The organism is Parendozoicomonas callyspongiae (assembly GCF_023502345.1).
In the GTDB taxonomy this organism is placed as follows: Bacteria; Pseudomonadota; Gammaproteobacteria; order Pseudomonadales; family Endozoicomonadaceae; genus Sansalvadorimonas; species Sansalvadorimonas callyspongiae.
This window is the reverse complement of record NZ_JAMFLX010000003.1, coordinates 192,868-215,510: the sequence shown is the minus strand read 5'-3', so window position 1 is coordinate 215,510 and position 22,643 is coordinate 192,868. Positions and strand designations below refer to the sequence as shown.

23 protein-coding genes are annotated in these 22,643 nt (G+C 51.3%); 21 read left to right on the top strand and 2 right to left on the bottom strand.

Going from position 1 to position 22,643, the window contains the following annotated elements:
* The first annotated feature begins 128 nt into the window (after window positions 1–128).
* The 20 genes from M3P05_RS03625 (at window position 129) to der (ending at window position 18,500) form a co-directional block, all read left to right on the top strand.
* Window positions 129–872, top strand: a complete 744-nt coding sequence (locus M3P05_RS03625) for an RNA methyltransferase (protein ID WP_249697861.1) — start codon at window positions 129–131, stop codon at window positions 870–872.
* Window positions 873–915: 43 nt separating this feature from the next.
* On the top strand, window positions 916–1,695 hold the full coding sequence (cysE, locus tag M3P05_RS03620; RefSeq protein WP_249697860.1) for a serine O-acetyltransferase: 780 nt from the start codon (window positions 916–918) through the stop codon (window positions 1,693–1,695).
* A 225-nt stretch (window positions 1,696–1,920) separates the two neighbouring features.
* Window positions 1,921–2,424 carry a Fe-S cluster assembly transcriptional regulator IscR gene (iscR, locus tag M3P05_RS03615; protein ID WP_249697859.1) on the top strand — a complete coding sequence of 168 codons (504 nt, stop codon included), beginning with the start codon at window positions 1,921–1,923 and terminating at the stop codon, window positions 2,422–2,424.
* 107 nt (window positions 2,425–2,531) lie between these two features.
* Window positions 2,532–3,746 (top strand): IscS subfamily cysteine desulfurase, encoded by a 1,215-nt coding sequence (locus M3P05_RS03610; protein ID WP_249697858.1) that lies wholly within the window; start codon window positions 2,532–2,534, stop codon window positions 3,744–3,746.
* Between the two features lie 60 nt (window positions 3,747–3,806).
* The gene (gene iscU / locus M3P05_RS03605; protein WP_249697857.1) at window positions 3,807–4,187 is read left to right on the top strand and encodes a Fe-S cluster assembly scaffold IscU; all 381 of its coding nucleotides are present in this window, start codon (window positions 3,807–3,809) and stop codon (window positions 4,185–4,187) included.
* A 104-nt stretch (window positions 4,188–4,291) separates the two neighbouring features.
* The gene (gene iscA / locus M3P05_RS03600) at window positions 4,292–4,615 is read left to right on the top strand and encodes an iron-sulfur cluster assembly protein IscA (protein ID WP_249697856.1); all 324 of its coding nucleotides are present in this window, start codon (window positions 4,292–4,294) and stop codon (window positions 4,613–4,615) included.
* Complete coding sequence (gene hscB / locus M3P05_RS03595) at window positions 4,608–5,168, top strand: Fe-S protein assembly co-chaperone HscB (RefSeq protein WP_249697855.1); 561 nt, start codon at window positions 4,608–4,610, stop codon at window positions 5,166–5,168. The genes iscA and hscB overlap by 8 nt, the downstream gene beginning before the upstream one ends.
* Before the next feature lie 67 nt (window positions 5,169–5,235).
* Window positions 5,236–7,119, top strand: coding sequence for a Fe-S protein assembly chaperone HscA (hscA, locus tag M3P05_RS03590; RefSeq protein ID WP_249697854.1), 1,884 nt, complete (start codon window positions 5,236–5,238; stop codon window positions 7,117–7,119).
* Window positions 7,120–7,134: 15 nt separating this feature from the next.
* A complete protein-coding gene (gene fdx, locus M3P05_RS03585) occupies window positions 7,135–7,473 on the top strand; it encodes an ISC system 2Fe-2S type ferredoxin (protein ID WP_249697853.1) in 339 nt (112 codons plus the stop codon).
* On the top strand, window positions 7,473–7,667 hold the full coding sequence (gene iscX, locus M3P05_RS03580; RefSeq protein WP_249697852.1) for a Fe-S cluster assembly protein IscX: 195 nt from the start codon (window positions 7,473–7,475) through the stop codon (window positions 7,665–7,667). Before fdx ends, iscX begins: the two co-directional genes overlap by 1 nt.
* Before the next feature lie 342 nt (window positions 7,668–8,009).
* Window positions 8,010–9,311 carry an inosine/guanosine kinase gene (locus tag M3P05_RS03575; protein ID WP_249697851.1) on the top strand — a complete coding sequence of 434 codons (1,302 nt, stop codon included), beginning with the start codon at window positions 8,010–8,012 and terminating at the stop codon, window positions 9,309–9,311.
* Window positions 9,312–9,472: 161 nt separating this feature from the next.
* Window positions 9,473–9,919, top strand: a complete 447-nt coding sequence (gene gpt, locus M3P05_RS03570) for a xanthine phosphoribosyltransferase (RefSeq protein ID WP_249697850.1) — start codon at window positions 9,473–9,475, stop codon at window positions 9,917–9,919.
* 273 nt (window positions 9,920–10,192) lie between these two features.
* The gene (ndk, locus tag M3P05_RS03565) at window positions 10,193–10,624 is read left to right on the top strand and encodes a nucleoside-diphosphate kinase (RefSeq protein WP_249697849.1); all 432 of its coding nucleotides are present in this window, start codon (window positions 10,193–10,195) and stop codon (window positions 10,622–10,624) included.
* Window positions 10,625–10,670: 46 nt separating this feature from the next.
* The gene (gene rlmN / locus M3P05_RS03560; RefSeq protein ID WP_249697848.1) at window positions 10,671–11,834 is read left to right on the top strand and encodes a 23S rRNA (adenine(2503)-C(2))-methyltransferase RlmN; all 1,164 of its coding nucleotides are present in this window, start codon (window positions 10,671–10,673) and stop codon (window positions 11,832–11,834) included.
* 12 nt (window positions 11,835–11,846) lie between these two features.
* Window positions 11,847–12,626: a type IV pilus biogenesis/stability protein PilW gene (gene pilW, locus M3P05_RS03555; RefSeq protein WP_249697847.1), complete on the top strand. Its 780-nt coding sequence runs from the start codon at window positions 11,847–11,849 to the stop codon at window positions 12,624–12,626.
* Entirely contained in the window at window positions 12,619–13,566 is a 948-nt protein-coding gene (locus tag M3P05_RS03550; RefSeq protein ID WP_249697846.1) for a RodZ domain-containing protein, read from the top strand. Before pilW ends, M3P05_RS03550 begins: the two co-directional genes overlap by 8 nt.
* A 70-nt stretch (window positions 13,567–13,636) precedes the next feature.
* On the top strand, window positions 13,637–14,923 hold the full coding sequence (gene hisS / locus M3P05_RS03545) for a histidine--tRNA ligase (protein ID WP_249697845.1): 1,287 nt from the start codon (window positions 13,637–13,639) through the stop codon (window positions 14,921–14,923).
* A 123-nt stretch (window positions 14,924–15,046) separates the two neighbouring features.
* Window positions 15,047–15,721: a YfgM family protein gene (locus tag M3P05_RS03540; protein ID WP_249697844.1), complete on the top strand. Its 675-nt coding sequence runs from the start codon at window positions 15,047–15,049 to the stop codon at window positions 15,719–15,721.
* Window positions 15,722–15,727: 6 nt separating this feature from the next.
* A complete protein-coding gene (gene bamB, locus M3P05_RS03535) occupies window positions 15,728–16,894 on the top strand; it encodes an outer membrane protein assembly factor BamB (RefSeq protein ID WP_249697843.1) in 1,167 nt (388 codons plus the stop codon).
* Window positions 16,895–17,024: 130 nt separating this feature from the next.
* Window positions 17,025–18,500, top strand: a complete 1,476-nt coding sequence (der, locus tag M3P05_RS03530; RefSeq protein WP_249697842.1) for a ribosome biogenesis GTPase Der — start codon at window positions 17,025–17,027, stop codon at window positions 18,498–18,500.
* A 30-nt stretch (window positions 18,501–18,530) separates the two neighbouring features.
* Here der and M3P05_RS03525 read toward each other — a convergent pair whose 3' ends face one another.
* Entirely contained in the window at window positions 18,531–19,415 is an 885-nt protein-coding gene (locus tag M3P05_RS03525) for a hypothetical protein (protein WP_249697841.1), read from the bottom strand.
* A gap of 63 nt (window positions 19,416–19,478) precedes the next feature.
* Complete coding sequence (gene xseA / locus M3P05_RS03520; RefSeq protein ID WP_249697840.1) at window positions 19,479–20,858, bottom strand: exodeoxyribonuclease VII large subunit; 1,380 nt, start codon at window positions 20,856–20,858, stop codon at window positions 19,479–19,481.
* A 278-nt stretch (window positions 20,859–21,136) separates the two neighbouring features.
* On the opposite strand from xseA, the gene guaB reads away from it, so the two are divergent.
* On the top strand, window positions 21,137–22,606 hold the full coding sequence (gene guaB / locus M3P05_RS03515; protein ID WP_249697839.1) for an IMP dehydrogenase: 1,470 nt from the start codon (window positions 21,137–21,139) through the stop codon (window positions 22,604–22,606).
* Window positions 22,607–22,643 lie beyond the last annotated feature (37 nt).

Here is a 22,643-nt window from a genome sequence, read left to right as displayed (position 1 = left end):
GCCTTCGGTAGGGAGTGGCACGCATCTTTTGCTGAGGAACCGATAGGGACTTCCGGTTTTTTCTGCTTCTATTGAACCCGTTTCTGGTAGAATCCGGCTATTTGCCGGTAACCGGCTGGTGTTTTTCGATGTCTGTAGAAAATATCCGGATTGTACTTGTTAACACGACCCACCCGGGAAATATCGGGTCAGCGGCCCGTGCCATGAAAACCATGGGGCTTTCGTCACTCTATCTGGTGAGTCCGATGGACTTTCCTTCCTGTGAAGCCCGGGCGCTTTCATCCGGTGCCACCGATCTGCTGGAAAATGCCGTTGTGACAGAAACACTGGCAGAAGCTATTGCGGATTGTGATCTGGTGGTTGGCGCCAGTGCTCGTGTTCGTGGTATCTCCCTTGAACTGACGGACCCCCGTGAGACCGCTACAGATGTTGTTGCTGAAGCTGCAGCAGGTGGCAAAATTGCCCTGGTCTTTGGTCGTGAAGATCGTGGTCTGACCAATGAAGAGCTGCGTATGTGTCACCGTCAGGTTCATATTCCTTCTGTTGCGGAGTTCAGCTCTCTGAATCTGGCGGCCTCTGTTCAGGTGCTTTGTTACGAGCTGCGTATGGCGCACCTATCTGCTGAAGGCACTGACAAGGTTCCCGGTGTGCGTGAACATCGTCCGGCAAGCTCTGAGGAGATGGAAGGTTTCTACGGTCATCTTCGTGAAACCCTGGAAGAGGTAGAGTTCTTCAAAAGCTGTAACCCTGAAAAAATTATGACCAAGTTGCGTCGTTTATATAGCCGCAGTCGTCCTGATAGAATCGAGTACAACATCCTGCGCGGGATTTTGTCTGAAACTCAGGTTGCGGTCAGAAAGAAGCGCCAGTGAGTAAGAATAAATAAATTAGTTTGAGTGACGGGAAGGCATCTGTATGTTTGAGCGTGTACGAGAGGATATTCGCAGTGTTCTTGATCGAGACCCTGCGGCACGGAATACCTTTGAGGTTTTGACGACTTATCCTGGCCTGCACGCAATACTGCTGCATCGCCTGGCCCACCCCTTGTGGCGCAATGACTGGAAATGGCTTGCGCGGGTCATCTCAACATTCTCCCGCTGGCTGACAGGTATCGAGATTCATCCGGGTGCCCAGATTGGTCGTCGCTTCTTTATTGACCATGGTACTGGTGTGGTGATCGGGGAAACCTCCGAAATTGGTGATGATGTTACCCTCTACCAGGGAGTGACTTTGGGTGGTACCAGTCTGGATGGCGGCAAGCGTCACCCGACCCTGGAAGATGGTGTGATTGTTGGTGCGGGTGCTAAAGTTCTTGGCCCCTTCACTGTGGGTAAGAACGCGAAGATTGGTTCCAACGCTGTCGCGGTAAAAGAAGTACCTGCTGGCGCTACGGTTGTTGGTGTGCCTGGCCGGGTTGTTAGAAGGCGTGAGCATGTTGAAGAGGCCCATGAAGCGATTGCCAAGAAAATTGGCTTCGATGCTTACGCTGTCAGCAAAGAGATGCCTGACCCGACCGTTCATGCTATTAATGCCATGCTGGAGCATATGCAGGCGGTCGATAAGAAGTTTCAGAGCCTCTGCCAGCTGTTAGAGGAAAAAGGCGTGGATTGCGGGGATGTTTCTCTGCCAGAGCTGCGTGAAGAGGACTTTGCGGTGGTTTCTGAAGCTGAAGCTGACGAGGCCAAGGCCAGTTAGTAAGTTAGCTTTAGTTCTTTTATGTTTGTTTGTTATAATCTGGCACCCTCTTATTAGGAGGGTGGCAAATCACCACTTCCTATTCCTTCTGGTATAGTTGACTAAAATACTCGGTTATTAGATAATTCGCTTAGTACACCTGATTTTATAGGTTGGAGGGCGCTGATCATGTGCGCTTCAGCTATGGATTTCTGAAGAATGTTTCTGAGGTAGGTTAAGCGGATTATGCGTCTGACTACCAAAGGCCGTTACGCGGTCACCGCAATGTTGGATCTGGCGCTGCATGCTGGCAGCGGGCCGGTTGCACTTGCGGACATTTCTGAACGCCAGGGAATATCCCTGTCCTATCTTGAGCAGCTGTTCGCCAAGCTGCGCAGAAGTAATCTTGTGAAAAGCGTTCGTGGCCCTGGCGGCGGTTATTGCCTGAGCCGTCCGGAGTCAGAGGTTGGTGTGGCAGAGGTTATTGATGCAGTTGACGAATCTGTGGATGCGACCCGCTGCCATAAGTCTGATGAGGGTTGTCAGCAGGGCAGTGTCTGCCTGACCCACCATCTCTGGTGTGATCTGAGTGAGCAGATTCACCAGTTTTTGAGTGGCATCACCCTGGCAGATCTGGTCAACCGCAAAGAGGTTCGTCAGGTGGCTGAGCGTCAGGACCTGAGTCAGGTCGAAACCCGGACCCGTGAAGCGGAAGAGAAAGGGCGACGCATCGCCGCCGAGTCGCTTTGAAAAAGCCAGCAAGAATACTCTGATTTGTAGTAGCCGCTGTAAAGCCGTGATGTGACCTGAAGGCACATGAGTACAGCGGGTAAGAAATACCTGGGAGAGAATATAAAATGAAGCTGCCGATTTATCTCGATTATGCCGCAACAGCGCCTGTCGATCCGCGTGTGGCAGAAAAGATGATGCAGTGTCTGACGACCGAGGGTAATTTCGGCAACCCTGCTTCGCGTTCCCATCTGTTCGGCTGGAAAGCTGAAGAGGCTGTGGAGAACGCCCGTTCCCAGGTGGCGGAACTGATCAACGCAGATCCCCGCGAGATTGTCTGGACTTCCGGAGCCACCGAGTCTGACAACCTGGCCATCAAAGGAGTTGCTCACTTCTATAAGAAGAACGGCAATCACATTATTACCTCCAAGCTGGAACACAAGGCTGTTCTGGACACTTGTCGTCAACTGGAGCGTGAAGGTTACGAGGTGACTTACCTTGAGCCAGGCGCTGACGGCATTATCACTCCTGAGCTGGTTGAATCTGCCATTCGTGAAGAGACCATCCTCGTTTCCATCATGCATGTGAACAACGAGATCGGTACTGTTAACGATATCGCTGCGATTGGTGAACTGACCCGCTCCCGCAAGATTATTTTCCACGTGGATGCCGCCCAGAGTCTGGCCCGCGTTCCTCTGGATATGAAGGAAATGAAAGTGGATCTGATGTCCATGTCCGGACACAAGATCTACGGCCCTAAAGGTATCGGTGCCCTGTACGTGCAGCGCAAGCCCCGTATCCGTCTGGAAGCCCAGATGCACGGCGGTGGTCATGAACGCGGTATGCGTTCCGGTACTCTGCCAACTCACCAGATTGTTGGTATGGGTGAGGCCTGCGCCATTCTCAAGGCAGACATGCAGAAGAACACTGATCATGCAGAAGCCTTGAAAGCCCGTTTCCTGGGCCATATCTCCGATATGGAAGAAGTTCATATGAATGGTTCCGAGATCCAGCGTGTTCCCGGAATCCTGAATATCAGTTTTGCTTTCGTGGAGGGTGAATCCCTGATCATGTCCCTCCGCGATATCGCAGTGTCTTCAGGCTCTGCCTGTACTTCAGCCAGTCTGGAACCGTCTTATGTGTTGCGGGCTCTGGGGCTGAATGATGAGCTGGCACACAGCTCAATCCGTTTCAGCTTCGGTCGTTTCACGACTGAAGAGGAAGTTGATCATGCCGCAAACCTGGTGCGCGGCGCAGTGGAGAAACTCCGCGAGCTGTCCCCTCTCTGGGATATGTACAAAGATGGTGTCGACCTGAGCAAGGTCGAGTGGGTAGCGCACTGAGGAATACTATGCCCGTGTCCGGCTTTCACAGAAGCGCGGTGCGGGCAGGAGGAATGAACAATGGCTTACAGTGAAAAAGTAATCGACCACTACGAGAACCCCCGCAACGTCGGCAAGATGGATGATAAAGATCCTACTGTCGGCACCGGCATGGTTGGTGCTCCTGCCTGTGGCGACGTTATGCGTCTGCAGATCAAGGTGGACGATGAGGGTGTAATCGAAGACGCCAAGTTTAAAACCTACGGTTGCGGTTCTGCGATTGCTTCCAGCTCTCTGGCTACCGAGTGGATGAAAGGGCGCACCCTGGATGAAGCCGCAGAGATTCGTAACACCGAGATTGCTGAAGAACTGGCGCTGCCACCAGTGAAGATTCACTGCTCCGTGCTGGCCGAAGATGCAATCAAAGCCGCTATTGATGACTACCGTCAAAAGCAGGACTGAGAAGCTGTACCCACGATTTGATGCGTGGGTCAGTCTGAAGTTGTAATAAAGGGTTGGAAAACCAAGCAGAGGCGGGCGTCGGACTCCCGCCATCGGGATGATTCATGGCAGTAACAATGACTGAAGCCGCTGCGGCACATATTCGCCGTCAGCTGAATGGACGAGGCAAGGGCCTTGGTATCCGACTGGGTGTGAAAACCAGCGGATGTTCCGGCATGGCCTACGTACTGGAATTTGTCGATGAGGCAAATCCGGAAGATGAAATGTTTGAGCATCATGGCGAGAAGGTTTTCATCGATCCAAAGAGCCTTGTTTATCTCGATGGCACTGAACTGGACTTCGTCAAGGAAGGCCTGAACGAAGGTTTCCAGTTTAATAACCCCAATATCTCCAGCGAATGCGGTTGCGGCGAAAGTTTCAATGTCTGATATCCCGGCCGGAATCGATCTGACTGCCAGCTACTTTGAGCTGTTCGGCATGGAAGCTGGCTACGATATCAATCGCGATGCTATTCAGGATCGCTATCTCGACCTGCAGCGCATCGTCCATCCCGACCGTTTTGCCGGTCTCGGTGAAAGAGGGCAGCGTCTGGCCGTGCAGTATGCTGCTTTTGTTAACGAGGCCTATCAAACTCTCTGCTCTCCTCTGAAGCGTGCACTCTATCTGCTTGAACACTCCGGCCATCCTGTGGATATCGAAAAAAACACAGTGATGGATACAGGTTTTTTGATGCAGCAATTGGAGCTGCGTGAAGAGCTTGGAGAAGTTCGCGAGAGCTGTGATCCGGAATCAGCTATAGAAGCAGTGCTTGAACACGCAGAAGAGTTGATGACCAGTCTTCAGTTGGGTTTCGTCACCTGCTGGAAGAGTGGTACGGCCGATGATCTTGAAAAGGCTGCCGACTTTGCTCGTAAAATGCACTTTGCTGAAAAGCTGATTTCTGAAGCAGAAGAGCTCGAAGAGCAGCTTTTTGATAGCTAGACCTTGATTGCCCAATTGTGTCTTGATGAGAGCCTGAGCTTTCAGGCTCAGATGTTTGGAAAAATACATGTTATTGCAGATTTCTGAGCCTGGGTTAAGTCCGGCTCCTCACCAGCGCAAGCTGGCGATAGGAATTGATCTGGGAACCACCAACTCTCTGGTGGCTTCTGTTCGAAGTGGTACTGCAGAAACGCTGCCGGATGCTTCTGGCGAGCATATCCTACCCTCTGTCGTTCATTATGGAACCCAGTGCACCCTGACCGGTACCGATGCCCGTCGTCTGGCGGCTGAAGATCCCCTGAATACCATTATTTCCGTTAAGCGTTTTATGGGGCGCGGCGTAGAGGATATTCGGGCTCTGGGTGATGTTCTGCCTTATCGCTTTACCCGCACAGATGGCGGTATGCCATTTATTGAAACCGTGCAGGGTGAGAAAAGCCCGGTTCAGGTGTCTGCAGAAATTCTGCGCGCTCTGCGTGGCCGTGCAGAGGAAACTCTCGGTGGCGATCTTCTCGGTGCTGTGATTACTGTTCCAGCCTACTTTGATGATGCTCAGCGTCAGGCAACCAAGGATGCAGCCCGTCTGGCTGGTCTGGAAGTTCTCCGCCTGCTGAATGAGCCAACTGCGGCAGCTGTCGCCTATGGTCTGGATCAGGGTGGTGAAGGCACTATTGCAGTTTATGACCTGGGTGGTGGTACTTTCGATATTTCCATTCTGCGCCTTCGCCGTGGTGTGTTTGAAGTGCTGGCCACCGGTGGTAATACAGCGCTGGGTGGTGATGACTTCGATCAAATGGTTGCCGGCTGGATTCTGGAACAGGCTGGTCTGGATATTAAAGCTCTGGACCCTGAGCAATATCGTAAGTTGCTGGATGCTGCCTGTGCAGCTAAAGAAGCCCTGACCGATTCTGATACCGTTTCTATTAATTTCGATGGTTGGAGTGGTGAGATCACCAAGACAATTTTTGATTCTCTGGTTGATCCTCTGATTGATCGTACTATCAAGAGTGTTAAGAAATCCCTTCGTGATGCCAAGCTGAAAGCGGCTGATATCAACGAAGTGGTTATGGTCGGCGGTTCAACCCGCGTACCTCGGGTACGCGAGCGTGTGGCTGACTTGATCGGTAAACAGCCACTGACAGATATTGACCCAGATCGTGTAGTTGCAATTGGCGCTGCACTGCAGGCTGATATTCTGGCTGGCAACAAGCCAGCTGATGAAATGCTGCTGCTGGATGTGATTCCTCTCTCCCTTGGTCTGGAAACCATGGGTGGTCTGATGGAAAAAGTTATCCACAGAAACACTACTATTCCAGTAGCGCGTGCGCAGGAGTTCACTACTTTCAAGGATGGTCAGACTGCTATGGCTATCCACGTCCTGCAGGGTGAGCGTGAGCTTGTTGATGTCAACCGCTCGCTTGCACGTTTTGTTCTGCGCGGCATTCCGCCCATGCCTGCCGGAATGGCACGAATCCGGGTCACTTTCCAGGTGGATGCTGATGGTCTGTTGAGCGTAAGTGCCCGCGAAGAATCGTCCGGTGTGGCAGCCAGTATTGAAATCAAGCCTTCCTACGGTCTGGAAGAGAGCGAGATTACCGAAATGCTGCAGGCTTCCTACACTTTCGCCAAGGAAGATAAGGAAGCGCGTAACCTGCTGGAGCGCCGTGTAGAAGCGGAGCGTATTATTGAAGCAGTTCAGAATGCTCTGGCAATAGATGGTGACATTCTGCTGTCACCGGAAGAACGTGCTGAGCTGGCAGAACAGGCGCGACATCTGGCTGAAACGACCAAGAGTCATGATGCGGACTTGATTGCCAAAACCACGGAAGAGGTTGCCAAGGCTTCCGAGGTTTTTGCTGCCAGACGTATGAATGCTGGTATCAGGGCCGCACTGTCCGGTCAGGCTGTTGATGCTTTCGAAGCCCTCGGGGCGGATAAAACAGAGAAGTAAAGGGGAGATAAAAAAGTGGCCAAGGTTGTTTTTCTGCCCAACGATGAAATTTGTCCGGAAGGCGCTGTTGTCGAGGTTGAGCCCGGCACAACCGTTCTGGATGCGGCACTTGCTGAAGGCATTGAAATTGAACATGCCTGCGAGAAGTCCTGTGCCTGTACTACCTGTCATGTGATTGTCCGTGAAGGCTTCGATTCTCTGGAAGAGTCCGATGAGCTGGAGGATGATATGCTGGATAAGGCCTGGGGTCTGGAGCCAGAATCCCGTCTGGGCTGTCAGGCAGTGGTAGCGGATGAAGATCTGGTTGTTGAAATTCCCCGCTATACCCTTAATCAGGTGTCGGAGAAGCACTGATGAAGTGGACAGATGTTCAGGATATTGCCATTGAGCTTGCCGAGAGCAGGCCTGATGTTGATCCTCGTTATGTGAACTTTGTTGATCTGCGCAACTGGGTCATGGAGCTGGAAGGCTTTGATGATGCCCCGTCCCGCTGTGGTGAGCGTATTCTGGAAGGTATCCAGGGTGCGTGGATTGAGGAAATGGATTAGAAAAAGTCCGGTTTCTGTGAGTTGAAAGCCAACATCAGTTGGCTTTTGCTTTAGTGGGTTTGATAATTTTCCAGTACATAATGTGGGGTGAAGCAGTTTGCTCTTGTCCCCAAAATTAAAAGTGAACCCAAGGGGGGGCAAAATGTGATGTTTATGGCAACTCTTTGAGTTTAAACATGTTTTTTTTGTAAATCTCCGCATGGCCTCTATGCTCTAGCAAGCGTAGAATCCGCGCCCAATTATTGTCTGCTGTTCTATCTTGTTTGCACTGTTGTTGTGTGCGCGAAAAACAGCAGTTCCCCAACCTTCCCCAAGTTGTAGCCCCCAAGCGGCAGGTGGTCCATGAAGTTTCCCGGCAAACGGAAAATCAAGCATTATTTTCCGGTGAATGCTGACAATCGTTTCGATAGAGAAAGCATTGCATTTGGGCATGTAAATACCTATGTCACAGGTATCGATCAGAATATTGTTGATATCACCGCTCACGTTGACGACAGTGTTCTGGCAGATTTCGGTCTGCGTAAAGGGGCTTCCCAGCTGCTTCCGGATAATGAAACAGCGAACCGTCTCTATGAGTTCCTGCTTGAGAACAATCTGATTGAAGAAGAGTTTGCCGGCGGCACTATTGGTAATACCCTGCACAACTACTCAGTTTTGGCTGATGATCGTTCCGTACAGTTTGGTGTAATGAGTGAAAATATTGTCATTGGCACCTCCTCCTACCGTTACCTGTGTAATACCAGTAGCAAGGTTGATCTGACCTATCTGCAGCCGGTAACGGGTGCCATTGGCCGTGGTTTTGCTCTGGTTACCCCTGATGGTGACCGTACCTTCGGCATCAGCCCTGGCCTGATGAATGAGCTCAAGCCGGATTACATTTCCGAAAAGATGGTGGCAGGCAGCTCTGCTCTTGTTCTCTGTGCTTATACTTTGGCTGATGAATCTCAGCCAATTTACCACGCAACTATCAAGGCGGCCGAAGTAGCGCTGGAAAATAATGTTCCAGTTGTACTGACTCTGGGTTCCTATGTGCTGGTAGAGAATATTCGTGAGCGACTACAGGCGTTTATTGATAGATATGTCACTATCGTTGCCATGAATGAAGATGAAGCGGAAGCTTTGACTGGTATGACCGACAGGGTTCTGGCATGCGAGAAGGTTCTCGACAGCGTCGATCTGGTGCTTTTAACTGCAGGTCCGGAAGGTCTTTACCTGAGTGGCTACTGTGATCGTGACGCTCTGCGTCAAACGTCCAACCCGATTCGCTCTTCCTCAGTGACTGATTTCAACCGCTATGAGTTCAGTCGCCCCATGTCCCGCAGGGATTGCAGCGACCCGGTGAAGGTTTACGCACATATTGACCCTTACATGGGCGGCCCAGAGCGTATCAGCAACACCAATGGTGCCGGTGATGGTGCTCTGGCGGCTGTCGTTCATGATATGACTGCTAACGCCTTCCACAGACTGGTTCTGCCAACATCCGGCAAGCATAACCACGCTTACCTGACCTACTCTTCTTTCGCACAGGTGTGTAAGTACGCCAATCGTGTGAGCTATCAGGTGCTGGCTCAGAGTTCCCCACGTCTTTCGCGTGGTCTGCCGGAGCGTGAGGACAGTCTGGAAGAGGCTTACTGGAGTCGCTAACGGAAATCCCGCATAGAGTGTGGGAGGCTGACTCTCTAGAATGCCAAAAATTTTCACCCGCCTGATTGTTTTTGTGTAAAAAACGATCAGGCTAGCTCCTGCCACCTCTGGCTTTGGGGCTTTTTTTATACGTTTCGAAACAATATTCAGGGATCCTGGCTATGGCCGAAGGTGTATACCATCAGGAAATGCATATTTCCTGGCAAGAATTTCATGATGACACCCGCAAACTTGCGGACAAGCTGAAGTATCGTGAGTGGAAAGGCCTGCTGGCTATCACTCGTGGTGGTCTGGGTCCTGCTACTGTCCTGTCCCGTGAACTGGATATTGTCCACGTTGATACTGTCTGTATCGCCAGCTATGACGACGAAAAAAGTCAGGGCGAACTGAACCTGTTGAAGAGCATCAGCCTGGAAGACCAGGGTGAAGGCTGGCTGGTCATTGATGATCTGGTGGATACCGGTAAAACCATCCGTCTGGTACGTGAACTGCTGCCCAAGGCGCATGTAGCGACTATTTATGCCAAGCCTGCCGGTATGGATCTGGCTGATACGTATTTGACGGAAGTGGCTCAGGATTGCTGGGTATTCTTCCCCTGGGAAGAGTAATTAATATTACGAATTGAATTCGTAATCATACTCTCTTGACGTATGCTCGCTAATGGTTCGGGGTTCGGTTAGAATCCCGGCCACGGTTACTTGGGGCTTTCTTTGGCTCCAGGGCTGTTGAAATCTCCCTTTCTTGCGGAAATGGTGTGTTTCCGGGAGGGGAAAGCGAACATAACAATGTAGCTTGCTTCAAACAGCTATAAGCGGGCAAATGCTACATAAAAAATGTAACCGAGGTATCGGTTTTACAAGCATAAGTCAGGAGAGTTTCAGATGGCCGTAGAGCGTACACTGTCCATTATTAAACCAGACGCTGTTGCCAAGAATGTTATTGGCAAAATTTACAGCCGTTTCGAAAAAGCCGGCCTGAATATTCTGGGTGCCAAAATGTTGCACCTGTCTCAGGAAAAGGCTGAAGGCTTTTACGCTGAACACAAAGGCAGGCCATTTTTTGAAGATCTGGTGGCATTTATGACATCAGGTCCTGTCGTGGTGTCGGTTCTGGAAGGGGAAAATGCCGTTGCCGCTCATCGTGAACTGATGGGTGCAACCAACCCGAAAGAAGCCGCCCCTGGCACTATCCGTGCCGATTTTGCCCAAACTATTGATGAAAATGCCGTGCATGGTTCTGACTCTCCTGCATCGGCGGCCCGGGAAGTGGCCTATTTCTTCCAGGATGGAGAGATCTGTCCCCGCACTCGCTGATTACAGTTGAAGCGAGCGCGGATTTGATTCCGAGGTGATGTGATCAATGGCTGTAGAGAAAACCAATCTGCTTGGACTGACGAAGGAACAGCTTGCCGAGTTCTTTAAGGAAATTGGCGAGAAACCTTTTCGTGCCCAGCAGATTATGAAGTGGATCCATCACTTCGGCGTCGATAATTTCGACGAGATGACCAATGTCAGCAAGGTGTTGCGCGCCAAGTTGAAAGAGGTTGCCGAGATTCGCGGGCCGGAAATTGTATCCTGTGATATTTCCGAAGATGGTACCCGTAAGTGGGTTGTGCGAGTGGCCAGCGGCAGCTGTGTAGAAACCGTTTATATTCCAGATGGTGGTCGTGGCACTCTGTGTGTTTCCTCCCAGGCTGGTTGTGCACTTGACTGCAGCTTTTGCTCCACCGGTAAGCAGGGCTTTAACTCCGATCTGACCGCTGCCGAGATTATCGGGCAGGTCTGGATCGCGGCCAAATCTTTCGGCAGTGTTCCTGCCAAGAAAGACCGTGCTATCACCAATGTGGTGATGATGGGTATGGGCGAGCCGCTGCTGAACTTTGAAAATGTCATGAATTCCATGGCCCTGATGATGGACGACTTTGGTTACGGCCTGTCCAAGCGTCGGGTGACCCTGAGCACATCAGGTGTGGTGCCAGCCATGCATCAGATGATTGGTCGCACAGATGTCTCTCTGGCTGTTTCCCTTCATGCACCTAACAATGAGCTGCGTAACGAGCTGGTGCCGATTAACAAGCGTTACAATCTGAAAGATCTGCTGGAGGCTATTGATGCCTACATGATCAGCCTGCCGGATAACCACCGTGTGGTGACCATTGAATACACCATGCTGGCCGGAATTAATGAACAGCCTGAGCATGCAAAGCAGCTTATCAAGCTCTTGAAGGATGTACCCTGCAAGATTAACCTGATACCCTTCAACCCATTCCCTCATTCGGGGTATGAGCGTCCGAGCAATAATGCAATTCGGAGGTTCCAGACTGCTTTGATGGAAGCCGGCTTTAATACGGTTGTACGAAAGACCCGCGGTGATGATATTGATGCTGCCTGTGGTCAGCTGGTGGGAGCTATCAAAGATAAGACTCGCCGCAGTGCCCGTTACGAAGCTTTACGCGAAGAGCAGCGTAAAGAGCAGCGCAAAGAACAGGTAGAAGCTGTTAGAATTGTTGAAAAGGCTTCATAAAAAACGGATTAAATGAAAACCTGTAAACGCAATGCGCTTTTACTGGCCGTGATTCTGACTCTGTTGTCTGGTTGTGTCAGCACTTTGCCGGATAAGAAAAAGATCAAGGACCCAGTGGTGTATGAGCAGAAGAACCTTGAGATCGCTCATGGTTTTTTACAGAAGGGGTATCCCGCTAGGGCTATCAGCCGACTGGAAGAAATCCTGAAGGTCAATAAAAATTCTGCACGCGCTTACGGGATGCTTGGAGTTGTTTATCAGGCACAGGGGGAATACACCCTGGCAGAGAAAAACTTCAAGCGTTCATTACGGATTGATTCCGATGCTTCGGATGTTCGTAATAATTACGGTGTGCTTCTCTACGAACTGGATCGGCATAAAGAAGCCCGTATTCAGTTTGAGAAGGTGACAGAGGATATTTATTACGAACAACGCAGCCGGACTTTTGAAAACCTCGGCTTTGTTGCTCTAAAGGTCAAGGATGTAAAAGAGGCGGAGAAGAACTTTCAGCGAGCTCTTCGTCTCGATAACAATTTGCCTCGCGCCAGTCTGGAAATGGCCCAGCTATCTCTGGACAAGCGTAATTATGTCGATGCCGAGAGGTATTATAAAAACTATCAGAATCTTGCTCGATCCGGCCGTCCAACGGCTCGCAGTCTCTGGCTGGGTATTCAAATTGCCCAGGCTCTCAGGGACCGGGAGGCTCTCGATGAAAACGCTGATAAGTTGACCAGGCTGTATCCTGGTTCCCAGGAATATCGGAAATATCAGGCTTCATTGCGGAATGAGTGAAGAAGAAATACCTGCCGAAGGCGGTTCTGCTAAAGACAGCGCTGCCGACGAGCACTTTCAACGAGCCGGAGAAACTCTGGCCGCCGCCCGCCTTGAAAAGGGGATGACCCTTGAACAGGTTTCTGACCGGCTGAAGATCTCTATCAAATACCTGCAGGCTCTTGAAGCTTGTCACTATGATCAGTTGCCGGGTACAGCATTTACCCGGGGCTATCTGCGCAGCTATGCCCGCCTGATGGAGCTGGACGAGAATGATATTCTCGACCTGTTTGGTGAAACAGTTCAGGCTGATGAACAGGTTGCCCGCCTCCTTCAGGAAAAGCCACTGGAAACCCATGGTCCATCCGGCAGTAAGTGGCTGATCATTATCTCCATTATTTTAATCCTTGGTTTTGTGGGTGGCAGTGTTTACTGGTGGCTGGGTAACAGTGATCAGGACGATATGCCTCCAGCACCTGTTGCTGAAACTGTTGCTCCGGATGAAGAGCCGGAAGCCGCTCCAACCCCTGAACTGTCAAATACAGCAGATGTGATTCCTGCCCCAGAGGTTGATGAAGCAGAAATTGAGGAAGAAGAACTGCCTGTTCCTGTTGAACCTGCTGTAGCTATAGAGCCAGAAGCTCCCGCTGAGATTGTTGTTCTAGAGCTAGAAACCCCTGTTGAGATTGTTTCAGCGACTGAAGAACCTGCTGTTCAGGAAGATCAATTGCTGGTTCAGTTTACTGGTGATTGCTGGGTCGAAGTGAGAGATGTTAATGAACGGATCCTGTTCTCAGGCATCAAAACCGGCGCGAGTGAATTAAGCCTGACTGGTGCTGCTCCCCTCAAAATCAAATTCGGAAATGTCGGTGCAGTGGCAGGTGTTCGCTTTAATGGTGAGCCTGTAAAGGTGAATTTTTCCGCATCCGGCAGTAAGATTGGTCGTTTGACGCTGGGCTAGCCCGGCGTCTGCCTGTTGCTTTTGCCCGTTATTGGGGCATCACAAAGTTATCGTTTAGAAGGACAGTAAGTTGGCGAAACAGCTGCAAGCCATTCGCGGCATGAATGACATTCTCCCAGAGCAGACACCGGTATGGTCCTGGCTGGAAGACAATGTCCGCCATATCCTCTCCCGGTACGGTTACCGGGAAATTCGTGTACCCATCGTTGAATACACCAACCTGTTTGCACGTGGCATTGGTGAGCATACCGATATCGTGGAAAAGGAAATGTACACCTTTTCCGATCGTAATGACGACAGCCTGACCCTGCGCCCTGAAGCGACAGCATGCTGTGTGCGCGCTGGACTTCAGCATGGTCTGTTCCATAACCAGACTCATCGTCTGTGGACGGCCGGACCAATGTTCCGCTATGAGCGCCCCCAGAAAGGCCGCTATCGCCAGTTCCATCAGGTCAGCGTAGAAACCTTTGGCATGTCTGGTCCGGACATTGATGCGGAACTGATCCTGATGACCTGGGCCCTGTGGAAAAAGCTGGGTCTGGACAAGCATGTGACCCTGCAGCTGAACTCCCTTGGTCAGCCAGAGTCTCGTAAAAAATATCGCGAAGCCCTGGTGGCTTATCTGGAGCAGCATAAGGATGCTCTGGACGCTGACAGCCAGAAGCGTATGTATACTAATCCGCTGCGTGTTCTGGACAGTAAGAGCGAGAGCACCCAGAAGGTATTGGAAAATGCACCCCTGCTGCATGAGTACCTTGATGATGAGTCCAGAGATCACTTTGAGCGCATCTGCGCCATTCTGGACAAGGCGGGTGTGGCTTACGAAGTAAACCAGCGTCTGGTTCGCGGACTGGATTACTATAATCGAACCGTGTTTGAATGGGTGACTTCAGCACTTGGGGCTCAGGGTACGGTTTGTGCCGGCGGCCGCTATGATGGCCTGATTGAGCAGCTGGGCGGTAAGCCTAACGTAGCCTGTGGTTTTGCCATGGGTATGGAGCGTCTGGTTCTGCTGCTGGAAGCCTGTGATCTGGTGCCGGAATCTGTGCGAACTCATGTCGATGTGGCACTTGTTACCTTTGGTGATGTCGAAGCATATTCCATGGTGCTGGCTGAGCGAATCAGGGAACAGTGTCCTGAAATTCGCCTGCTGGTGAACTGTGGTGGTGGCAGCTTCAAGGGGCAGATGAAACGTGCGGATCGCTCTGGTGCTGAAATTGCGCTGATTATCGGTGAAGATGAGATGCGTGATGATAAGGTGACCGTGAAATCCCTGCGCAGTGACGAGCCTCAGGTGACCTGCTCCTTCGAGGAGCTGGTGGCAGAAGATGGCCGTGTTGGCAGGCTGATCAAGTAGCCCTGAGCTGGATAAATCAGCCTTGAGCTAAAAAAATGCAGCCGTAAAAGGTTTGGGAAGATGCCGTCCTGTGGGGACATAAAGACGGTATCTTCGCTGTATAAGAGAACTCAGGAGTTCAGAGTGGATAGTTTGCGTACCGAAGAGGAACAGGTCGCGGCCCTCAAACAGTTCTGGAAGGATTATGGCTCTGCCATTCTGCTGGGGGTGGTCCTTTCACTGGGGTCGGTTTATGGCTGGAAAGCCTGGAAAAACTACAAGCTGGAGCAGGCACAGGTTTCTTCAGGCCTTTACCAGGAGCTGATGGATCTTACCCTGGCTCAGCCCGGTCAGCCATTTACTGCTGATCAGCAGGCATCTTTTGATAACCTTCTGAACACTCTGAAGGAAGATCATCAGGATACCGTTTACACTCAATTCGGTGCGCTTCTGAAAGCCAGCAAAGCTGTAGAAGCCGGTAATCTGGATGTTGCCCGCGAGCAGCTGGAGTGGGTGCTGCGGCAGAAGCCCAACCGTGAAATCGGCATTGTTACCCGTATGCGCCTGGCTCGAGTCCTTCTGGCCCAGCCTGGCGATACCGAAAAGGAAGCTCTGGATGTGCTCAATCAGATTGACCAGCCAGGGGCTTTCAAAGCATCCTATGAGGAAGTGAAAGGCGATGTTCTTCTGGCACTGGGACGCCGTGATGAGGCCCGTCAGGCCTATCAGCTGTCTGCCGACATTGCCACGGAGAATGGTGAACCCCGGCCTCTGGTCACCCTGAAGCTGGATGATCTGGCCCAAGCTAAGGAAGAATAACAAGTGATGCACAGTCCCGTCGCTCGAAAAACGAGATTCCTTTTCTCCGCTGTGCTCGGCCTGGCTCTGGTGGGCCTTGCTGGCTGTAGCCGTGATGGGGAAGAAGCCGTAAAACCCAACCCGCTTCCTGAGTTCAAGGAAGAGGTGAAGGTTTCGGAGGTATGGAGCCGTGGAGTTGGTGATGGTCAAGGAGAATCCTGGCTGCGTCTTGCTCCTGTGGTAGATAACGATCAGGTTTATATTGCGGGAGCGTCAGGACAGGTTGCAGCACTTGATCGCAATACCGGTAAAGAGATCTGGAAAATCGACCTTGATCGCCGCATCGGTGGTGGAACAGGCTTCGGTGAAGGTCTGGTTCTGGTTGGTACCCGTGACGGCTACGTTGTTGCTCTGAATGCAACTGATGGAACCCAGGTCTGGGAAGCTCCTGTGACCAGTGAAGTGCTGGCTGCGCCACAGGCTGCTGATGGTATTGTTGTTGTTCAGACTATCGACTCCAAAGTTGCAGGTCTGGATGCGAAAACCGGTGAGCCTGTCTGGCTGCAGGAAATCCTCCAGCCGGTACTGACTTTGCGTGGTACCTCCACACCTGCAGTTGAGAAAGGGGTCGTGTTTGCCGGTTTCGCCAGTGGTGAAGCACGGGCCTATAACGTTCGTACCGGCTCCATGCTGTGGGACAGCCGCGTTGCTGTACCGAAAGGCACCTCCGAGCTTGAGCGTATGGTGGATGTCGACAGCACGCCAATGGTTGCAGAAGACGCAGTTTACATGGTGAGCTATCAGGGCAATGTGGTTGCACTTGATCCTGCCAGTGGGCGCCTGCAGTGGGTGCGTGAAGCTTCAAGCTACCAGGGTTTGACAGAAGGTTTCGGTAATATTTATATGAGCGACGCTGACAGTGTCCTGTCTGCAGTCGATCAGCGTACCGGCTCTGTTGTATGGAGTCAGAAGGAACTGGAACATCGAAGTCTTTCTGGTCCCGCAGCTGTTAACAACTATGTTGTGGCAGGTGATTTTGAAGGCTACCTGCACGTTGTTTCGCAGGTGGATGGTCGTATTGTTGGCCGCGGTAAGGTTGATTCCTCCGGTGTGCGCTCCAGTCCTCTGGTTGTTGGTGACACGATTTATGTCTACACCAACAAGGGCAATCTGGCAGCGCTTAAGCTGAAATAACAGACCCGAAATAGTATTGTGTCATGGACGGCTGCCGTAAGGTGGCCGTTTGCTGTTTTTCAGACGGGCTTTATGGCAAAGAAAACCGATAAGGTTCGTCTCTTAGAAGTGATTTTTGGATAGATAACGAATGCTTCCTGTTATCGCCCTGGTAGGGCGTCCCAACGTGGGCAAGTCCACGCTGTTTAACCGACTCACCCGCTCCCGGGATGCCCTTGTGGCGGATTACTCCGGCCTGACCCGTGACCGCAAATACGGTGAGGGGCGTCTGGGTGATCGCAACTACATCGTGATTGATACCGGCGGTATCAGCGGTGATGAAGAGGGAATTGATACGCATATGGCCGATCAGTCCCTGGCGGCGATTGATGAGGCTGATGTCGTACTGTTTCTGGTTGATGCGCGTGCCGGTCTGACTGCGGCCGATGAGATGATTGCTCATCACCTGCGCCGCAACCATAAAAAATCCTGGCTGGTTATGAACAAAACCGATGCCATTGATGCAGACAGTGCGGCTGCTGAGTTTTATGGCATGGGTCTGGGTGATCCTCTGCATATTGCAGCAGCTCATGGCAAAGGTGTACGCCAGCTGGTTGATCTGGTTCTGGAAGATTTTCCAGAGCAGGAAGAAGAAACAGAGCAGGAAAAAGAAGAAGCCGGTATCAAGATGGCCATTGTCGGTCGTCCAAATGTTGGTAAGTCGACACTGGTTAACCGGATGCTGGGTGAAGAACGGGTGGTTGTATACGACCAGGCCGGTACAACCCGTGACAGTATCTATATTCCTTACGAGCGCTTTGAGCAGCGTTACACCCTGATTGATACCGCCGGTGTTCGTCGTCGTGGCAAGGTACATGAAACTGTAGAGAAATTCTCGGTTATCAAAACCCTGCAGGCCATGGAAGACTCCAATGTTGTGATTCTGGTTCTGGATGCCCGCGAAGGTATTGTGGAACAGGATCTGCACCTGCTTGGTTTTGTTCTGGAAAGTGGTCGTTCTCTCGTTATTGCTGTTAACAAATGGGACGGCATGACGGCTGATGACAAGGCAGATGTGAAAAGCGAGCTGGATCGTCGTCTGGGCTTTGTTGATTTCGCCCGTATCCACTTTATCTCAGCTATGCATGGTACCAATGTTGGTCACCTGTATGAGTCTGTTGAAGAAGCTTATGAATCTGCAACCGCACGATGGACCTCTAACCAGCTGACCCGCATTCTGGAAGATGCTGTGGCTTCCCACCAGCCACCTATGGCACGTGGCCGCAGAATCAAGCTGCGTTACTGTCACCTGGGTGGACATAATCCGCCGCTGCTGGTTGTTCATGGTAATCAGATCGATGCTGTGCCTGGGTCGTACAAGCGATACCTTGAGAACACCTATCGCAAGGTGCTTAAGTTGATGGGTACACCGCTTCGCATTGAGTTCAAGGGAAGCGAGAACCCCTTTGCCGAACGCAAGAACCCCCGCAAGGAACAGAACTCAAAGAAAAAACAGAAAATCATGCGTGATGTTAAGGTTCAGAAGCGCGGAGGCAAGGTTGATAAAGGTAAGAAAGCTTCTAAGCCAAATATGAAGAAGCTGAAGAATAAGGCTCGTACTATCTAGGGCTTCCCATTTCAGGACTGGGTTTTCAGCTCAGTCCTGAATATGTTCTTCCGTGTTTTCAGTTTTGTTACTTCCCTGCAAACGATCTCTTGCCATTCTCAAGCTGAGTTTTAAGTCATTCAGTTCTGCCTGATGCTGGAAGCGGGTGGCAATATTCCAGAATGTCATCATTGAAATAATTGTTGTCTGCAATATTGTTTTTGCATAATCCAGCTCAACCGCTGCCATAAAATAGTTTCGACCCTTATCGTGTTCAGGTGTATCCCTGAGGAGCAGAGCTTCTCGGGTAGACAGAAGCCTGAGAAATGATTTCTTCCACGAATCTTTTGTCTCCCCCATGGTAATAGTCCGTTTGCCCAGCAGAAAGTATCCTGCTGCGGTAAGGCCTGCCATGACCCCCAGGCGGTGATAGAAATCATTACCGGAAATATTTGGCAGATTGCCTCCGTACATTCCCGCCCAGCTAAGCAGTCCGCTCAGTGCAACAGGAACATGGTGATCCTTGACTGTTGACAGAAATAGCCTGGTATAACGTGAGAGCGATTCAGGCAGGTCGGGTGGGGCGCTATCCCGGTAGTAATACTCAGGGCTATAGCTTTGCAGTGACCACTGGTGGACGACTTCAAAGAGTAGGTCCAGCAACATGACAGACAATGTTGAGACGGCTTTTTCCCTGGTCGAAGGTTCATGCTCAAGCTCACGGATTTTTGCATCAAGTGAGAAATACGCTGCTTCCAGGGGAGGTGGAATTTGCGCATCCAGAAGGTGAGCAAGAGGCTGGTCATCCTGAGGGAGTTCTGAAAAGGGTATTTGTTCTAAATCTGCCGAATCAGGTACCTGCTCAGCTCCGGAAGCAGCCGCCCAGATACCCCAAAAAATAATGGTTAAAAATGCTGAGTGTATTATTCGACTCACAGCTGAGCTTTGATCCCTGTCATAGGTCGCAAAAGCCTAGTGGATCAGAACAAAAGTGCCAGCTCAGCTATGAGATTCTTCCACAGTGCACAGTAGCTCGCCTTTGGCCAGGCGGGCACGAACCCTGTCGCCGGGGGCAACCTGCTGACTTTCGGTGACAACTTTACCCTCTTCATCCTGAACAATGGCATAGCCCCTTTGGAGAGTTGCCAGGGGACTGATGGCGTTTAGCTTTCCTGCGCTGTTAGCCAGCTTCTGACGCAGACGAGAGATGTTGGTGTTAATTGATTGTTTTAATCTCTGCTCCAGCTGCTGTTGCAGTGTTTCCAGACGTTTTAAGGTACTGGAAGGGGAGTGCTGGAAAAGCTGTTCCCTGTTTTGGGTCAAGCTGGCCCTATCCCTGTGGAGTTTGTTCTGGATAGCCTGCCGTAACCGGATATCAAGATCATCCAGGCGCTGGCTCTGCTCTCGCAGGCGTTCGCCTGGATGACGCAGACGGTTGCGCAAATGAGTCAGTTGCTGCTGATGCTGGTTCAGTCGATTCTGAATATGCCGTTCCAGCAGGCTTTGGTATCCAGTCACAATATTGCTCAGTTCCTGCTGGTCAGGGCTGAGGACTTCGGCAGCTGCTGAAGGTGTGGGAGCGCGGTAATCAGCGACAAAATCGGCGATGGTGAAATCCACTTCATGGCCAACAGCGCTGACAATAGGAATCGGGCAGGCTGCGATTGCCCTGGCAACGACTTCTTCGTTGAAGGGCCATAGGTCTTCCATTGAGCCGCCACCCCTGCCGGTGATGATGGCATCAAGATCGGGCAACTGTGCCGCAAGTGAGAGGGCGTGAACGATCTGGGCGGCCGCTTCCTGCCCCTGCACAGCGGTTGGAATAACCGTAATACGAAGTGCTGGATAGCGCCTCTTAAAAACGGTCAGAATATCTTGGATGGCCGCACCAGTAGGGGAAGTGATGACTGCTATATGAGAAGGCATGCTGGGCAGAGGCTTCTTTAGTTCACTGTCGAACAAGCCTTCCCGTGCCAGTTTGTTTTTAAGCTCTTCGAAGGCTCTTTGCAGGGCACCGGCTCCAGCTTCCTCCATATGCTCGGCAATCAGCTGGTAGTCACCCCGGCCCTCGTAAAGGCTGACTTTGGCCCGAATCAGTACCTGCTGTCCCTCTGAAGGCTGAAACCTGATCCGCATATTGGCGTTACGGAACATGGCGCATCGTACCTGGGCATTGGCATCCTTCAGGGTGAAATACCAGTGTCCGGATCTCGGGCGGGCAATATTGGACAGCTCTCCCTCAACCCATATTGATGGAAAAGAGACTTCCAGCAGACGTTTGGCCTGGCGGTTCAGATCGCTGACAGAAAGAATCCGGCGTTCACCAGGTTTGGCTGGCGCTGTGTTGTTGTAGCCAAGGGGGTCGAAATCGTAGGGCATGAGCGGGTCTGATGGCTCCTGTAGAGAAGGGTCTACTTTTTACAGAGTCAAACCCTGTTATTATCCCTGAAATTTAATAAAAATATAAGAATTGTGGCCTGATTATTGCGGTTCTATAATTGAACGAATTTACCTCGCTCAGCTAACGGGGAAAATGGATTCTCGATTTAGCCTGTTAGCTATGATGTGTGTTTTACCAGAATGAAATGAAGATGCATTCCGTTTTAGCATGCATCTTTTTTTATACCTAGCTTTTCCTTAACCGGACGGCAAATAAAATGTTACGTATCGCTCAAGAAGCCCTCACATTTGATGATGTACTTCTCGTACCCGGCTATTCCGAAGTTTTGCCCAAGTCGGTCTCGCTGAAAACCCGCCTCACCCGCGGAATTGAATTAAATGCGCCCCTGCTGTCTGCTGCCATGGATACCGTGACTGAGGCCCGCCTGGCAATTGCCATGGCCCAGGAAGGTGGAATTGGCATTATTCACAAGAATATGACCCCTGAGCAGCAGGCTGCCGAAGTCCGCAAGGTCAAGAAGCATGAAAGCGGTGTGGTTCGTGATCCCATCACGATTGAATCCTCTGCCTCTATTCGTGAACTGATGGTACTGCGCAGCCGTCATAATATCTCCGGTGTTCCGGTTATGGACAACGGTGAACTGGTTGGAATTATTACCAGCCGTGATGTGCGCTTTGAAAGTAACCTTGATAAGCGTGTTACCGAATTGATGACCCCACGTGAAAGCCTGGTCACCGTCAAGGAAGGCACCGGCAAGGATGAAGTGCAGCGTCTTTTGCAGCAGAATCGCATCGAAAAAGTTCTTGTGGTTGATGCTGCCGGCACCCTGAAAGGGATGATGACGGTTAAAGATATTCAGAAGGCCCAGGATTACCCTAACGCCTGTAAAGATGAGTCTGGCAGTCTGCTGGTGGGCGCTGCTGTTGGTACAGGCCCTGAGACTCCTGACCGTGTTGCTGCTCTGGTGGATGCTGGGGTTGATGTCATTATTGTTGATACCGCCCATGGCCACTCCCGCGGTGTTATTGAGCGCGTGAAGTGGGTGAAAGAGCATTACCCACAGCTTCAGGTGATTGGCGGTAATATCGCCACAGCTGCAGCGGCCAAGGCCTTGGCTGAAGCTGGAGCAGATGGCGTGAAAGTGGGTATTGGCCCAGGCTCCATCTGTACAACCCGGATTGTGACCGGCATTGGTGTTCCCCAGATTTCTGCAGTTTCCAATGTTGTTGAAGGCCTGAAAGGTACAGATATCCCGGTTATCGCAGATGGTGGTATCCGTTACTCCGGTGATGTTGCCAAGGCTATCGTAGCCGGTGCCAGTACTGTTATGGTTGGCAGTATGCTGGCAGGTACCGATGAAGCTCCTGGCGAAATTATTCTGTACCAGGGTCGTAGCTATAAGAGCTACCGTGGCATGGGTTCTCTTGGTGCAATGGATCAGGCCCAGGGCTCCAGTGACCGTTATTTCCAGGATGCCAAGGCTGGTGCTGATAAACTGGTTCCGGAAGGCATTGAAGGTCGGGTACCCTATAAGGGGCCGCTGAACGCCATTGTTCATCAGTTGATGGGTGGTCTGCGGGCCTCCATGGGTTATACCGGTTCTCCGGATATTGACACCATGCGTACCCAGCCCGAGTTTGTGCGGGTGACCAACGCTGGTATGCGTGAGTCGCATGTTCACGATGTGACTATCACCAAAGAAGCTCCCAACTACCGGGTTGGCTAAATAATTAAAACTTCCATGGTAAAAACGACCCGCTCCC